The organism is Arthrobacter sp. NA-172 (assembly GCF_043952055.1).
In the GTDB taxonomy this organism is placed as follows: Bacteria; Actinomycetota; Actinomycetes; order Actinomycetales; family Micrococcaceae; genus Arthrobacter.
In genome coordinates, this window is the sequence record NZ_JBINOT010000001.1 from 1,420,999 (window position 1) to 1,435,749 (window position 14,751).

Here is a 14,751-nt window from a genome sequence, read left to right on the forward strand (position 1 = left end):
AGCGAAAAGTTGAAGAGCGATACACCTGTTGAAGACCAGACGGACCATCCCGGGGAGCTGATTGCCGTCACGGCGGCCGGCGCCATTCCTTGGCGCGTCAACAAGGGTGCCCTTGAGGTCCTGCTGATTCATCGGCCTAAGTACGACGACTGGTCCTGGCCCAAGGGCAAGCTCGACGCCGGGGAAACCATCCCGGAGTGCGCCGTCCGCGAGGTCAGGGAAGAAATCGGCCTCGAGGCTGCCCTTGGGATCCCGCTTCCTCCGACGCACTACCATGTGGCGGCCGGGCTGAAGGTGGTGCACTACTGGGCGATGCACGTCAAAGGGTCCATCATCAAGCCTGACGGCGAGGAAGTGGACGCCTACATGTGGGCAGCACCGGACAAGGCGGCACGTTTCCTGAGCAACCCGACAGATGTGGGCCCTCTCCAGGCACTGGCGAAGGCACACCTCAACGAGGAGTTGGAGACGTGGCCGCTGATCCTGGTGCGCCACGCCAAGGCCAAGCCACGATCCTCGTGGTCCAAGGCCGAAGGCAGCCGGCCGCTGGCCGTGACCGGTCTGCGGCAGGCGCTGGCCGTGGAACGGCTCCTGGGCGTGTGGAAGCCCCTGCGGATCGTGAGCAGTCCCTGGGTCAGGTGCGTGTCCACCATCGCGCCGTACGCAAAGTCAGCCGGAGCCAAGGTGAAACTTGTGGAGGCCCTGACGGAACACCATCACCAGCGGAGCCCGAAGAAGACGTCCGCCGTCGTCGAGGGCTTGTTCGACAAGCAGCGGGGGGTTGCGGTGTGCACCCACAGGCCGGCACTCCCTACCGTCTTGAAGACTCTTGGCGAGCGCATGGGCCCCGAGCTTCACGGGATGCTGCCTGCCCAGGACCCGTACTTGGCGCCCGGCGAAATGATCGTGTGCCACGTGGCCCGTGGAAACGGCCAGCGCGTAGTTGCCGTGGAACGGATCAAGCCCTTCGACGACTGACTCCAGTAAGCTGGGTGCGTGAGCATCCCCACCCCATATGAAGACCTCCTGCGCGACGTCATGGCCAACGGCACCCACAAGTCGGACCGCACGGGTACCGGCACGCGGAGCGTTTTCGGCCGTCAGTTGCGCTTCGACCTGAGCCAGGGTTTCCCGCTCATGACCACTAAGCGGGTGCACTTCAAGTCGCTGGCGCTGGAACTTCTGTGGTTCCTCCGCGGCGAGTCCAACGTGAAGTGGCTTCAGGAACAGGGCGTCACCATTTGGGATGAATGGGCGGATGCCGACGGCGAACTCGGTCCTGTCTACGGCGTGCAATGGCGCAGCTGGCCGACCCCCGACGGCGGACACATTGACCAGATCGCCGGGCTCATGAAGGGCCTGGCCGCCAACCCGGATTCGCGCCGGCACATCGTTTCGGCATGGAACGTGTCCGAGATCAAAGACATGGCTTTGCCGCCGTGCCACGCGTTCTTCCAGTTCTACGTGGCTGACGGCAAGTTGTCCTGCCAGTTGTACCAGCGTTCGGCCGACATGTTCCTGGGCGTGCCATTCAACATTGCCTCCTACGCTCTGCTGACCTGCATGGTGGCCCAGCAACTGGATCTGGAACTGGGCGACTTCGTCTGGACCGGCGGGGATGTCCACGTTTACGACAACCACGTGGAGCAAGTGACGGAGCAGCTCTCCCGGGAACCCTACGAGTACCCGCAGCTGCGCTTCGCCCGTAAGCCGGACTCGATCTTCGACTACACCTTCGAGGACTTCGAGGTAGTGGGCTATCGCCACCACCCCTCCATCAAGGCTCCAGTGGCGGTATGAACACCCACGAAACCTCACCGGCAGCGTCGCCTTCCTCGGGGTCGCCTTCCTCAGGGGAGCCCGCAGAGGCGACGGACGGCATCGGCCTGGCCTGGGCGCAGACCGGCAGCGGAGTGATCGGTAAGGGCGGCACCATGCCCTGGCACGTCCCCGAAGATTTGAAACACTTCAGCAATCTGACAACAGGGCACCCTGTCATCATGGGTCGCAAGACTTGGGAGTCGTTTCCGGAAAAATACCGCCCCTTGCCCGGTCGCACCAATATTGTGGTGACCCGCCAGCAGGGCTGGGCGGACTCGCCCGTCGCGAGCGGCGCCGTCGTCGTCCCGTCCCTTGATGCGGCGCTCCTGGAGTCCCAGTTCGCGCCCGGCGGCCAGAACGTTTGGATCATCGGGGGCGGCGAGATCTACCGGCAGTCGATCGACATTGCGAATGTCGCCGTCGTCACGGTGATCGATTCCGACACCGACGGGGACACTTTCGCGCCCGAGTTCGGCGAGGCCTGGAACCTTGAGGCGACACAGCCCGCAGAAGGCTGGCTGACCTCCAGGAACGGCACCAACTACCGGATCGCCACGTGGCGCCGGACGGAAGACTGAGAATGCTGAAGAAACCTGAGACCCTGTTCGTGCTCGGCTATATGCTGCTGCCGTTGTTCGCGCTGCTGTCCGCGGTCATTGGACTCACGATGATCCTGGGCGGTAACAAGATCCTGGGGATCATCGTCCTGGTGGTGGTGACCCAGATTTTCACCTTCGGTGCGTTCTACGCCTTGCGCGCCCGTAAAGCGGCCCTGCAGGAAGAGCCCGACGCCGGCAAGTAGTATCGCGCCCGGCTCCACTGGCGCGGCTGGGCGCCGTCGTCGTGGATTGCTGCGTGACGTAACGGACAGCGTCCGGCGGCCGCAAAAGTCTAGACTGGTCCAATGACTACAGCAGCTAATCCGTCCGTAGGACTGGTCGGTTGGCGTGGCATGGTCGGCTCCGTCCTGATGCACCGCATGCAGGAAGAGGGCGACTTCGCCAACATCAACCCGGTATTTTTCTCCACCTCGAACGCGGGAGGTGCCCCCCCGACTCTTGCTGGTACAGCAGAGGGCAGCGCTGGCAAGCTCGAAGACGCGTTCGATATCGAGACGCTTGCCAAGCTGCCGATTATTGTCACCGCGCAAGGCGGCGACTACACCAAGCAGGTCCACGGCGAGCTCCGCAGCCGCGGCTGGGACGGGCTCTGGATCGATGCCGCGTCCACCCTGCGCATGAACGACGATTCCATCATCGTGCTGGACCCCATCAACCGCGACGTCATCGACGCCGGCCTTTCCGGCGGCGTGAAGGACTTCATCGGCGGCAACTGCACGGTCTCCTGCATGCTCATGGGGCTCGGCGGGCTGTTCAAGAACAACCTGGTCGAGTGGGGTACCTCCATGACCTACCAGGCTGCTTCCGGCGGCGGTGCCCGCCACATGCGCGAACTGCTCAACCAGTTCGGCACCCTCAACAACGAAGTCCGCAGCGAATTGGACGATCCCGCCTCGGCCATCCTGGAAATCGACCGCAAGGTGCTGGCGACCCAACGCTCCGGCGTCGATGCCTCCCAGTTCGGCGTTCCGCTGGCCGGCTCGCTGATCCCGTGGATCGACGCCGACCTCGGCAACGGGCAGTCCAAAGAAGAATGGAAGGCCGGGGTGGAAACCAACAAGATCCTCGGCACGGGCAACGGCGACGGCAGGGACCACGTGGTCATGGATGGCCTTTGCATCCGCATCGGCGCCATGCGCTCCCACTCCCAGGCGCTGACGCTCAAGCTGCGCGAGGACCTGTCCGTCGCAGAGATCGAGAAGCTCCTGGACGCTGACAACGAGTGGGCCAAGGTGGTGCCCAACACCAAGGAAGCGTCCATGTCGGACCTCACCCCTGTGGCTGCTTCCGGCACCTTGGAGATCCCTGTGGGCCGGATCCGCAAGCTCGACATGGGTCCGGAATACATCAGCGCGTTCACCGTGGGTGACCAGCTCCTCTGGGGTGCGGCCGAGCCGCTGCGCCGCATGCTGAAGATCGCTACCGGGAACCTCTAGTTTCATCAGCTGACTCAACTGGCTCGCAGTTGAGTCAGCTGGATGCGCTCAGCCTGCGAGGAACTTTTGGTACTTGGATGCCTGGACTTCGAAGGAACGGTGGGCGGCCGGGGCCGGGGCCTCCGGGCTAAACGGTTCCGGCACGACGACGGCGCTCCGGCCCGTGCCGATGCGGGACCAGGTGCCAATCACCTCGCCGCCGGACACGATCATTCGCTTGAAAACGCCGTTGCCACCTGGGACTACCTTGTCAGCATGCTCCGGAGGCAAGACGAGGCTGCGGTCCGTGTATCCGAGCAGGAATTCGTCGAACCCCGGCAAGGCGAGGACCGTCCGCGAGCCCGGAACGCCGTCGTCGAGCAGTGAAGCGGTTTCGGGCGAGAGCCAATACGAGGTTCCCTGGAAGTCGAGCTCAACGAGTTCTCCGCGGATAGCCTCGTGGGCTGCCCGCACCTCGGCTTTGGGGATATTGCTCCACCAAGCGAAGTCGTGGAGGGTGGCCGGCCCGTGGCTGCGCAGGTACCTAAGCAGGAATTCGGCAATCCCCTCTTCACGGCCCAATGCCCTGGATTGGGGAATCCATTCATCGAAGGCCACGAAAAGTTGCTGCCCAAGCGCCTTCCCGGCGGTGCCGGCCGGAGGCCCCTGAACCAGCCAAGCGTTCTGGCATAGTATCCACAGCAAATGGATGCCACGCTGGGCCGTGGTTACTTGTCCCGCGGATTCGAAGATCTTGAATAGCTCCTCACGTGTGGCGCCTGGATCTGCCAGCCACCCGCTCGAGGGCAAGGTCCCGGCAGACAACGATGTCGGATTCCCCGATGTCCAGCTCCCGGTGCCGCGTAGCCGCCGAGCGCATGGACCGTTCCGTGGTGATGGCCAGGATCCAACGCAAGTCCTGCGGCGGAACCAGATGCAGTGTGCCTCTCATGGGCCACGACCGGACCACCGTGCCGTTCTCGAGCGATTCAAGGACGTCCGAGAGTCCGGCACCGGCTACCCGTTGCCCTACGGCCCAGAACGCCGAGGCGAGGTCTTGGGCCTGCATGGCACCCATCCGGGACACGCATTCGTCCACGCTGCCGAATCCGCCGAGCAATCCTTGACTGACCATGCGCAACCTTCCCATGACTTTGGGAGTGACCCGGATCTTCGTCGAAGCTGCCATGGCCTCATCATAGGCCGGGCAGCGGACAGCTTCAGTCCTCAATTCGACGTACAAGATCAACTCCCATGGTGCTCACAGGGGCCTTCCAGCAGGCCCTCCTAGGGTAAAGGGATGCTGTTTGGTGAGTTGGGTTCGCTACTGCGGCCGCTCTGCCGGCGGTTAGCAGCCGCCGGCTGGTGCGCTGCCGCCGTCGGCCTTGTTTGCGGCCTGTCGATAGCGGTTGGTGCGGGAGTCCGGTTGTCCTCCTCCATGCAGACCGTCCAAGAGGTGGGACTGGCCGCTACAGGCGCCGCGGCCCTTCTGCTCGGGCTCGCTGCTGCGTGCCAGCCGTCATCCGAACGGCAGCCAAACGATCCCGAGTCAGGGTTCCAAATCGGTGCTACCGATCAAGTGCGCAGCTTCCTGTTCGCCGCTGTGGTCATGCTGATCGGTGTGGCAGGTTTCGCCACCGTTGGCTGGATTTCGCCCGGCGGACCCTCACCGCAGAGCCTTGCGTTCAGCCAAATCTTCCTTTTGGGGGCCTCGAGCTGCGGGCTGACGTTCCTGCTGCTCAACAAAGTCCTTCCGACGGGAAAGCGCTAAAGCGCTTCTTTTGCGGTCAGCCACTCAGTGCGAGAGCTCTCTCGGCAGGCATTTACACCTAATCGTCGCCAATCCACCACCTAATTCGGGCCAATCGACCACCTAATTCGCTATTTTCACCACTCAGTGGTCGATTCCGCTCATAGTCTGCTCAGACGCCGACCCAGGCGTTTGAAAGGTGGACTTCGCCGTGAGAAGAAAAGTCAGTTCAGCAGTCATCGCAATCGGAATTGCCCTTGTTGGCAAACGACTATTCCAGTTCATCGGCGCCGTCCTGCTGTTTGTGACCCTCTCGGGTTGTGGACCCCTCAGTGGGCCCGGGACCCTCCCCAAACCTGAGTTACGGGATGAAACGGTCAGAAAAGTCATGTCCTACCTACACGCCAAGGACGCCGCCGGTCTAAAAACCATGGCACCCGCGGAATTCATTGAGGTCGAGCAGGCCGCGGATGACTGGCTCAGGAAGTGGGGCGGAGTCAGCGCCACCGACTACGAGGTCTCATATAGGGCCCCTGGGGGCACAACAATCTATGACGCGACTATCCATGCAAAGTCGGCTAATGGCTCAGCAACCACGATCCCAATCTGGCTGAGCTGGGTGAAAGATCGGTGGGAGGTAGGGCCACTCGGGCGGCATCCGAACCCAGTGGTAACCACCACACGTGACAAATAACATCGGCAAGATCGAGAACCCCCACCGGCACCACAAGGCTCCCCTATAACGCCAAACCGATAAGCAGCGGCTCCGGGTGGAGTTCAATGCCAAAGCGCTCGACGACGCCGCGGCGCACCTCGCGTGCGATTGCCACCATGTCCTCCGCGCGGGCCGCTCCCCTGTTGGTGATCGCCAAGGTGTGCTTGGTAGACAGGGAGGCGCGGCCCCGGGACACGCTCGAGGGATCGAGTCCGAAGCCCTTGCCGAATCCTGCCTGGTCAATCAGCCAAGCTGCAGAAAGCTTCACCAGGCCATCGCTTCCGGCCGGGTACTGGGGCGCGCCCGCCGGGAGTGAAGCAGCCGCGGCGGCCGGAACAATCGGGTTGGTGAAGAAAGAACCGGTCGAGTACGTGTCCCTGTCGGACGGGTCCAGCACCATGCCTTTGGAGGCCCGGAGCCGCAGGACTTCGCGGCGAACGTCGTTGGAGTAGGCGCGCTTCCCGGCCTCGACTCCCAAGGTCCGGGCGAGTTCCGCGTACCGGACGGGGGCGCTCATGCGTCCAAGCGGCAGCTGGAACTCAACCGTCAACACCACATAGCGGGGGGAGCCCTCAACGGTGGTCTGCTTGAGGACGGAGTCCCGGTAACCGAACTTGAGCTCGGAGTTGGTGAAAGTCTGGACTGCGTTGCGTTGACGGTCCCAGGTGCGGACGGCGGCGATGGTCTGGGAGACATCGGCCCCGTAGGCGCCCACGTTCTGCACCGGAGTGGCACCCGTGGCCCCGGGAATGCCGGAAAGGGCTTCCAGCCCGGACCACGCGTGCAGGACGGAATGCTCCACGAGGGCATCCCAGTTGTGTCCCGCTTGCACCACTACCGAGACTCCGCCGCAGCTGTCCTCCGAATTGACGGTGAATCCTTGCGAGGCGATCCTGAGCACGGTACCGGGGTACCCGGCGTCGGAGATCAGCAGGTTGGATCCGCCGCCGATGATAAGCAGCTTCTCGCCTGCAGCGTCCGCCGAACGGACGGCGTCGATGATCTCCGACTCGGTGCGGGCCTCCACGAAAGTGCCGGCAGGGCCACCGACGGCGGCCGTGGTCAGTTCGGAGATCATCGTCTGGGTCACCAAACAAGCCTAGCGGGGATTGCTGGCGGCGACCGACTCCGGGGCACGCTTCCGGGAGACGGGCGCAAGGAAGAAGCTCGCAACCAGCAGGACCAGCGAACGGCGAGCAAGGAATGCAGTATGCCGAAGTGCTCCGCCAGCAGCCCCAACAGTGGTGGGCCGCAAAGGAACGCCCCGTAACCGATCGTGGAGACCACCGAAACCCGGGCTGCGGCATGTGCTGGATCGTCCGCGGCGGCGGACATGCCCACCGGGAAGCCCAGCGAGGCGCCAAGCCCCCAGACGGCCAAGGCAGCGAAGGCAAGCCACGGCGCAGGGGCGAAGACAAACAGGGCCAGGCCAAGCACAGCGGTGGCTGAACACCAACGCATCACCGGCACCCGGCCGAAGCGGTCCAGGACAACAGTCCCGGCAAAGCGGCCCACCGTCATGAAGGTCACGAAGATTCCGTAGCCCACGGCTCCCGCGGCCTCGGATTGGCCGTGGCCGTCGGCCAACGCCAGGGCCACCCAGTCCCCCGCGGCGCCTTCCGCCAAAGCGAGCCCCAGGACCAGCATGCCGAGCAGCAGGGTCCGCCGTTCGCGCCAGGCCCGGGCCACCATGCGTTTGCTGTCCAACGGCTCCGTGCTTGCCGGGGCTGCCTCCTGCCCGGGCTGGATGATGGGCAAAGGTCCGGTTGAAGGATCCTCGAAGGTGTCCGGTTTTTCGGGCTTAAACGCCTTTGCCGGGCCGCTCGCGGCGGGATGGCGGGTGGAGTCCGCGCGGAACCAGGCAGCCGCCGTTACCACTGAGACGGCGACCACCAAGCCTGCGGCGGCCAGATGCCAAAAAACCGGCAAGCCGGCGGCAGCAGCCCACGCGCCGAGTCCTGCACCCGCCACGGTCCCGAGGCTGAAGGATCCATGGAGGCGGGGCATGATGTGCCGTTCAAGGGCGCGTTCCAATGACGCACCCTCAACATTGGATGCCGTGTTCCAGCTGGCCGTCCCGAGGCCGATCACCATGAGGCCCGCCGCCACGGCCACCGGGCTGACTAGCACGGATGTGCCAAAACCCGCGAGAGCCAGGCCGATGCCCACCATGGTGCCGCCGATCCGGGTGGTCAAGCGCGATCCGAGCCGGATGACGATCACCCCGGACGCGGAAACGGACACGAACGATGCCACCGTCATGCACATCAACAGAAGGCCAACTGTGCCCGGGGTGAGATTCAGTCCATCTCGGATGGCGGGCAGCCGGGAGACCCAGGACGCAAAGGCGATGCCGCTGGCGCCATACGCGACCACCACAGCATTGCGCCACCGCGACAATTCCGCCGCGGTGGCGCGTGGGGCAGATTTTTGCAGCTGGCTCAAGCGAGCTTCACAACGGCCTGGGACTTCATCAGGACTTTCTGGCCGCCAAAGGTGACAGTCAGGTCGATACGCGCGGTGCGGGCCTCGGCGTCGAGCGCTCCCACCACTCCGGCAACCTCGATCACCGCGCCAGGCTCGCTGGTACCGGTGGTGTCGGTAACCAGCACCGGCTTGGTGAAGCGCGTCTGGTAGTCGACGACGGCGGCAGGGTCGCCCGCCCAGTCGCTCACCAATTGCACGGCGGAACCCATGGTGAACATACCGTGGGCAATGACCCCCGGAAGTTCGACACTGGTGGCAAAGGATTCGTTCCAGTGAATCGGGTTGAAGTCGCCCGACGCGCCGGCGTACTTGACGAGGTCCTGGCGGGTGACCTCGATGCTGCGGGTGCCGATTTCCTGCCCGACGGTGAGTTCTTCAAGTTTCAAGCTCATGGCTACTGTCCCTCTCCCCGGACCAGAATGGACGACGTCGTGGTGGCGACCCGCCCGCCGTCGGCATCAGTGATTTCCGATCGCGTGGTGATCATGGCCCCGCCGCCCATGGCGCGGACGCCGTCGACGTGCAGTTCGGCCCGCAACCGATCCCCGGCAACGATGGCGCGGTGGTGCGTGAACCGCTGGTCGGCGTGGACCACGCGGCTGAAATCAATCCCCGAGTCGGGGTCCTCAACAAGCTGGGCATCGGCCCGCTGCGCCACGATGATGGCAAAGGTCGGCGGGGCGACCAGGTCGCTGTGCCCGAGGGCTTTGGCGGCGTCGACGTCGAAGTGGGCGGGGTGGGTAGCTTTCACGGCCCGGGCGAACTCCCGGATCTTTTCGCGGCCTACGTCGTACACCTCTGCGGCAGGGTAACTGCGGCCCTGGAGGTCCGGGTTAATAGTCATGTTCCAACCCTATCGGCCCGCGAGTGGGCCGGGGGAAGGCGTTACTTCTTCAAGCTCTTGCGGATCTGCTGTCCACGGACAACCCTGCCGGCAACGTGCAAGACCAGGCCGAGCCCGATCACGAACAAGGACATGACCGCGAGGCCTTGGTTATGCGAGGTATTGCCGATGATCGTGAGGATGATCCCGACGGCGACAAGCCCCATCGCGCTGAAAACCAGCGTCTTGTATGTGGTGGAGGCCGTGGCCCAGAATTCGTTCAGCACCACCCAAGTTTAGGGCACTCGTCAGAACAACGAGTCCTGCAGCGCAGGAATCTCCGTCCGGTAGTCCCCGAATTCGATCCGACGCCCTTTCAGGCTGCCTAAGTCTGCCACGAATTCGCCACTGTCTCCGGGCAACGATGCCAGGGCAATGCCGCCGGAGAGCGACTTCACGGCAAGCCCGTGGGCGCCGCCGTCGAAAGCCACCGGGTAAGGATGGCGACGGCCGGAGCCACAGAGCCCATCCGCGAACGCGGGGCGCTGCCACTCTTCCTCCACAGTCGAATAGCCGCTCATCGCGATACCGTCCAAGAGCTCCCGCGTCCGCGCCGCGGCTTGCTTGTTGATGCCGGAAAGCTCGACGTCGGGGCGCGGCTCCAGCAGCGCGGCGGCCTTCGCGGAGGCACGGATGAGCTGGACGATCCCAAGTTCACTTGTCACGAGGTCCTCCAGCACGCGGACAACACGACCGTCGCCGGCATGGGCAACGTAGGACGCGTGAACGGCACCTTGCTCAGCGAGCCGGTTCCATTTCCGCGGGGCCGACGCTGTGCCGATCTTGGTGGCGCCGTTGGCGAACGTGGCGACGTAGAGCCAGTGCGGTTGCATCAGGTAGGCGCGCAGCCCCGGGGGCACGGCGCCGCCGCGATGGAAATCATGCATGAGCCGCGAGTCTTCGCGGGCAAAACACCGGCCACATTGCTTGCCCCGTTCAGCAAACGCGCCATCGGGGCAAACCAAGTGGGTGCGTTCGCCTGGGCCCTGGATTTTTGTGTGGCCAAGGCACCAGAGCCCGTCCAGAACACGGAAGCTGAGCGAGGCACCGCCGGCGAGCCCAACGGAGCCGAACGCACCGGAGGGCAACTGGAGCCGCAAGGCCGGGGACCCGGCGTCGTGCGCTCTTTCCTCCTGGGTATGCGGGCCGTCCCAGCGAGACGCCGTGGACCAACACGGCTACAGCGAGGGCTGGACTCCGAAAGCCACCGCGAGCTTCATGATCTTCTCGGCGCGGCCCAGGCGCGGGAGGTCGGAGCCGTCGCGGATGACCCGGCCGTTGGCTTCGAAGTCGTTCATGAAGTCGGTGGCCCAGGCAACGTCGGACGGCGTGGGGCTGATGACCTCGTTGATGACGGTGGTCTGGTCGATGGCCAGGCAGAGCTTGCCCGTCATGCCCATGGTCACCGTGATGCCGGTCTGCTCGCGCAGGATCGGGTGGTTGGTGCCGACGGTGGGGCCGTCGATAGGGCCCGGCAGGTTACCCACGCGGCTCGCGACCACCAGCTTGGCACGCGGGTAGGCCATTGCCTCGGGCGTGGCGGCCATTCCGGTGTCCCGGCGGAAGTCGCCCGAACCGAATGCAAGGCGGAAGGCGCCCTGGGCACGTGCGATGTGGTTGGCTTCCTCGATGCCGAGGGCCGACTCCACGAGGGCGATGACCGGAGTCTTCCCATCCATGCGGTGGAAGGATTCGGTGACTTGGTCAGCAGACTCCGTCTTAGCCAGCATCACGCCGAGCAGTCCGGAGGTGCCACGGAGCCCAGCGAGGTCATCTGCCCAGAAGGGGCTCGTGGCGTCATTGACGCGGACCGCGCCTGCGCCGCCGGCAGCCAGCCAATTAATGACGTTTTCGCGGGCAATGTCCTTCTGGGACGGGTCCACGGCATCTTCGATGTCAAGGATGATGGCGTCCGCGCGCGATGAGGCCGACTGGTCAAAAAGTTCCGTTTTCATGGCGTTCACGAGGAGCCAGGAAGCGGGCAATGTCGGCGGGAATGCTGCGGGTGGACCGAATGGACTCGGCGGCGGTGCTAGACGTCATGTATCTACCGTATCCGTCCAGCCACCAGGAAACGCCAAGAATCGGACGCTGGTGTGAGCATCAATACGAACAAAACGATTGTGACAGCGCCCAACGGGCCTAGGGAAGGTTGCTACCCCGGGCGGCCACCCACAGGCCGTACCACTCGGTCCGCGTCATGGCCGCGGCAACGGCAGCCGCGTCCGCGCAGGCCGCGATCCGGGCCGGGTTGGAACTGCCGACCACCGGGGAAATACGCGCCGGGTGCTTCATGAGCCACCCCAACACCACGGCCTCGGGCGTGACGCCCTTCTCCTCCGCGAGCTCCGCAACGAGCGCGGCAGTCGCCGTATCGGCAGGCGTGGCTTCCTCCGGCGTCGAGCCCGTGAACCGGCCCCGGGTGAGGGAACCGTAGGCCTGAAGCTCAATCCCCTGGCTGACGCAATGTTCAACGGTGCCGTGCGGGAAACTGTAGCCGAGGGCGTCGTCGTGGTTGACCAAGACGGTGCTCTCGAGCCAGGCACGCCGGTGCAGGCTCATTTCCAGCTGGTTAGCCACAATCGGCACCTCCAGCTGGTCCTGAAGGAACGCAATCTGCGCGCCGGACATGTTGGACACGCCCAGTTGCCGCACTTTGCCCTCCGCCATCAGCTGCCCGACGGCGGCCGCCACCTCTGCGGGTTCCATCAAGGGGTCGGGGCGGTGGAGCAACAGCACGTCGACGTAGTCGGTCCTGAGCCGTTGCAGGCTTCCGTTGACCCGCTCAAGGATGGCGGCCTTGCTCAGGTCGTAGTGACCGCCGACTCCGGGTTGGGCAAGCCGGATCCCGCACTTGGTCTGGAGCTGGATTCTTTCACGCAGCCCCGGCGCCCGGGCCAGGACTTCGCCGAACACAGCCTCGGACTTGCCGTTGCGGTAGATGTCGGCGTGGTCGAACAGGGTAATGCCGATGCCCATGGCGGCTTCGATCGCCGCCGCGGTCTGGTCAATCTCAGCAGCCCCGTATTCGCTGCCTTCCCAAGGACCTCCGAGGCCCATGCACCCATAGATGAGCCGGCCGGACGCGGTTTCACTCTTTGCGGTCATTTTCCAACTCTTTCACAACACAACTGACTCGCAGTTGTTGTCGTGATGAGGGTTCAAAACGACAACAACTGCGTGGGCCCACGCCGCCAGGGTTCCCTGGCCGAGCTTGCGAGGCGAGGGTGGCGGTGGGGACCAGTTGAGTCAGGGGTCAGCGGTTTGGGGATGAGGTCAGACGAGCCAGGCGGTCGTGTTCGCCGGGAGCTTGCCGCCGTCGAGCGGTGCACTGCTCACGACGACGGTGCCTTCCGGAAGTGCCACGGGCTCAGTGCCGAAGTTCGTCACCGACTGCCAGCCGTTGGGCCGCGCGAAGTGCAGCACGGACTGGTTGCTGGAGGGGATCCACACAAGATCCTCGGCAGCCTGCAGCTCCGCACGCAGCTTCAGGGCCTTGCGGTACAGCTCCAGCGTGGAGCCGGGAAGGTTGTCCTGCGCCTCCACGGCGTAACCGGAGAACCATTCCGGCTGCGGCAGGTGGGCATGTCCATCGCCGAAGCCGAAGGAGGAACCTTCGCTCTTCCACGGCAGCGGCACACGGCACCCGTCACGTCCGACGTCGACACCCGGGTTCCGGAAGAACGCCGGGTCCTGGCGCTCGCTGTCCACGATGTCGCCGACTTCCTGCAGGCCGAGTTCTTCGCCCTGGTACAGGTACGCGGAGCCGGGCAGGGCGAACATCAGCAACGACGCTGCGCGGGCACGGCGCAAGCCGAGCTCGGCGTCGACGTCGGCGGTCAAACCGCCGTCGAGCAGCCACGCCTTGCCATCCTGGCCGGCATCGTCCTGGCCACCACCCTGCGGCAGGCCGTAACGGGTGGCGTGGCGGACCACATCGTGGTTGGAGAAGACCCACGTGGAGGACGCGCCGGATGCTGCAGCCTCGGCCAGGTTCTTGGTGATGATGGTGCGGAACTGCTCGGCATCGAAATCGGCCTTGAGGAGGTCGAAGTTGAATGCCTGGCCCAAGCCGTCGGGGCTGGCGTAGCGGGCCCGGCGGTCCGCGTGCACCCAGGCCTCGGCAACGGCGGTCCGGGGCGGGTTGTACTCGTTGAAGACCTTGCGCCACTCGGAATAGATCTCGTGCACCTCGTCGCGGTCCCAGAACGGGTGGGCTCCCAGGGCGTTGTCGCCTTCCTTGGGCAGCTCGGCCTTCGAGGGCAGCACCTCCGGCAGGTCCTTCGTCAGTGCATGGGCGACGTCAATGCGGAAGCCGTCCACGCCACGATCGGACCAGAAGCGCAGGGTCTTCAGGAAGTCCTCGCGAACCTCGGGGTTGTCCCAGTTGAAGTCCGGCTGCTCCTTGGTGAAGATGTGCATGTACCACTGTCCCGGAGTGCCGTCCGGCTCAGTGATGCGCTCCCAGGCCGGGCCGCCGAAGACCGAGTCCCAGTCTGCAGGGGGCAGTTCGCCGTTCTCGCCCAAGCCGTCGCGGAAGATGTAGCGTTCACGCGCCGCCGAGCCCTTCGGAGAAGCCAGCGCCTCCTTGAACCATTCGTGCTGGTCCGAAGAGTGGTTCGGAACGATGTCCGCGATCAACTTGATGCCCGCGGCATGCAGGGCGGCGGCCATCTTATCGAAGTCGGCCAGCGTACCCAGCTTCGGGTCCACGTTGCGGTAATCGTCGACGTCGTAACCGCCGTCGGCGAGCGCGGAAGGGTAGAACGGGCTCAGCCAGACGGCGTCGATCCCCAGAGCCTTCAGGTACGGGACCTTGGCGGTGATGCCCTTGATGTCGCCCAGTCCGTCGCCGTTCGCATCGGAGAAACTGCGTGGGTAGATCTGGTAGACGGCGGCTTGGCGCCACCAATTGGGATCGGCCATGCGCTCGGAGCTGTTTGAGTCGAGGAGAGTTGCCGTGGTGGCGGTGGAGGACAAAGGGATTCCTTTTCTGTGTCGACGCGGCGATGGGTGGCACATTTATATAGAATCTAAATTTAGTGCCTCAAGTATTATGT

16 protein-coding genes and 2 pseudogenes are annotated in these 14,751 nt (G+C 64.6%); 7 read left to right on the forward strand and 11 right to left on the reverse strand.

Going from position 1 to position 14,751, the window contains the following annotated elements:
- Positions 1 to 9 precede the first annotated feature (9 nt).
- The 5 genes from ACF0H6_RS07100 to asd all read left to right on the forward strand — a co-directional run bounded on the left by ACF0H6_RS07100 (position 10) and on the right by asd (position 3,877).
- Positions 10 to 978, forward strand: a complete 969-nt coding sequence (locus ACF0H6_RS07100; RefSeq protein WP_395248995.1) for an NUDIX domain-containing protein — start codon at positions 10 to 12, stop codon at positions 976 to 978.
- Between the two features lie 18 nt (positions 979 to 996).
- Complete coding sequence (locus tag ACF0H6_RS07105) at positions 997 to 1,800, forward strand: thymidylate synthase (protein WP_395248996.1); 804 nt, start codon at positions 997 to 999, stop codon at positions 1,798 to 1,800.
- The gene (locus tag ACF0H6_RS07110; protein ID WP_395248997.1) at positions 1,797 to 2,399 is read left to right on the forward strand and encodes a dihydrofolate reductase; all 603 of its coding nucleotides are present in this window, start codon (positions 1,797 to 1,799) and stop codon (positions 2,397 to 2,399) included. Before ACF0H6_RS07105 ends, ACF0H6_RS07110 begins: the two co-directional genes overlap by 4 nt.
- 2 nt (positions 2,400 to 2,401) lie before the next feature.
- Positions 2,402 to 2,623 carry an NF038396 family protein gene (locus ACF0H6_RS07115; protein WP_395248998.1) on the forward strand — a complete coding sequence of 74 codons (222 nt, stop codon included), beginning with the start codon at positions 2,402 to 2,404 and terminating at the stop codon, positions 2,621 to 2,623.
- A gap of 102 nt (positions 2,624 to 2,725) precedes the next feature.
- Positions 2,726 to 3,877: an aspartate-semialdehyde dehydrogenase gene (gene asd, locus ACF0H6_RS07120; RefSeq protein ID WP_395248999.1), complete on the forward strand. Its 1,152-nt coding sequence runs from the start codon at positions 2,726 to 2,728 to the stop codon at positions 3,875 to 3,877.
- A gap of 48 nt (positions 3,878 to 3,925) precedes the next feature.
- Here asd and ACF0H6_RS07125 read toward each other — a convergent pair whose 3' ends face one another.
- A complete protein-coding gene (locus ACF0H6_RS07125; protein ID WP_395249000.1) occupies positions 3,926 to 4,666 on the reverse strand; it encodes a winged helix DNA-binding domain-containing protein in 741 nt (246 codons plus the stop codon).
- Positions 4,623 to 5,045 (reverse strand): DNA glycosylase AlkZ-like family protein, encoded by a 423-nt coding sequence (locus ACF0H6_RS07130; protein WP_395249001.1) that lies wholly within the window; start codon positions 5,043 to 5,045, stop codon positions 4,623 to 4,625. Before ACF0H6_RS07130 ends, ACF0H6_RS07125 begins: the two co-directional genes overlap by 44 nt.
- A gap of 111 nt (positions 5,046 to 5,156) precedes the next feature.
- Between ACF0H6_RS07130 and ACF0H6_RS07135 the strand changes: the two genes are divergently transcribed.
- Both ACF0H6_RS07135 and ACF0H6_RS07140 read left to right on the forward strand, forming a co-directional pair.
- Positions 5,157 to 5,627 carry a hypothetical protein gene (locus ACF0H6_RS07135; RefSeq protein WP_395249002.1) on the forward strand — a complete coding sequence of 157 codons (471 nt, stop codon included), beginning with the start codon at positions 5,157 to 5,159 and terminating at the stop codon, positions 5,625 to 5,627.
- Positions 5,628 to 5,805: 178 nt separating this feature from the next.
- Positions 5,806 to 6,300: a hypothetical protein gene (locus ACF0H6_RS07140; RefSeq protein WP_395249003.1), complete on the forward strand. Its 495-nt coding sequence runs from the start codon at positions 5,806 to 5,808 to the stop codon at positions 6,298 to 6,300.
- A gap of 43 nt (positions 6,301 to 6,343) precedes the next feature.
- On the opposite strand, the gene ACF0H6_RS07145 is transcribed toward ACF0H6_RS07140, so the two are convergent.
- From ACF0H6_RS07145 to ACF0H6_RS07185, 9 genes and pseudogenes are all read right to left on the reverse strand, one after another.
- Entirely contained in the window at positions 6,344 to 7,411 is a 1,068-nt protein-coding gene (locus ACF0H6_RS07145) for a UDP-N-acetylmuramate dehydrogenase (protein ID WP_395249004.1), read from the reverse strand.
- A 9-nt stretch (positions 7,412 to 7,420) separates the two neighbouring features.
- Positions 7,421 to 8,766 (reverse strand): annotated as a pseudogene (locus ACF0H6_RS07150) (MFS transporter).
- Positions 8,763 to 9,200, reverse strand: coding sequence for a MaoC family dehydratase (locus ACF0H6_RS07155; protein ID WP_395249005.1), 438 nt, complete (start codon positions 9,198 to 9,200; stop codon positions 8,763 to 8,765). Before ACF0H6_RS07155 ends, ACF0H6_RS07150 begins: the two are co-directional and overlap by 4 nt.
- Before the next feature lie 2 nt (positions 9,201 to 9,202).
- A complete protein-coding gene (locus ACF0H6_RS07160) occupies positions 9,203 to 9,652 on the reverse strand; it encodes a MaoC family dehydratase N-terminal domain-containing protein (protein WP_395249006.1) in 450 nt (149 codons plus the stop codon).
- Positions 9,653 to 9,693: 41 nt separating this feature from the next.
- Positions 9,694 to 9,918 carry a DUF3188 domain-containing protein gene (locus ACF0H6_RS07165; RefSeq protein ID WP_395249007.1) on the reverse strand — a complete coding sequence of 75 codons (225 nt, stop codon included), beginning with the start codon at positions 9,916 to 9,918 and terminating at the stop codon, positions 9,694 to 9,696.
- A gap of 21 nt (positions 9,919 to 9,939) precedes the next feature.
- Complete coding sequence (locus tag ACF0H6_RS07170) at positions 9,940 to 10,578, reverse strand: DUF2797 domain-containing protein (RefSeq protein WP_395249008.1); 639 nt, start codon at positions 10,576 to 10,578, stop codon at positions 9,940 to 9,942.
- 291 nt (positions 10,579 to 10,869) lie between these two features.
- Positions 10,870 to 11,734, reverse strand: a pseudogene (locus ACF0H6_RS07175) (HpcH/HpaI aldolase/citrate lyase family protein).
- Positions 11,735 to 11,833: 99 nt separating this feature from the next.
- Positions 11,834 to 12,799, reverse strand: a complete 966-nt coding sequence (locus ACF0H6_RS07180; protein WP_395249009.1) for an aldo/keto reductase family oxidoreductase — start codon at positions 12,797 to 12,799, stop codon at positions 11,834 to 11,836.
- A gap of 168 nt (positions 12,800 to 12,967) precedes the next feature.
- Positions 12,968 to 14,671: a glycoside hydrolase family 13 protein gene (locus ACF0H6_RS07185; protein WP_395249010.1), complete on the reverse strand. Its 1,704-nt coding sequence runs from the start codon at positions 14,669 to 14,671 to the stop codon at positions 12,968 to 12,970.
- Positions 14,672 to 14,751 lie beyond the last annotated feature (80 nt).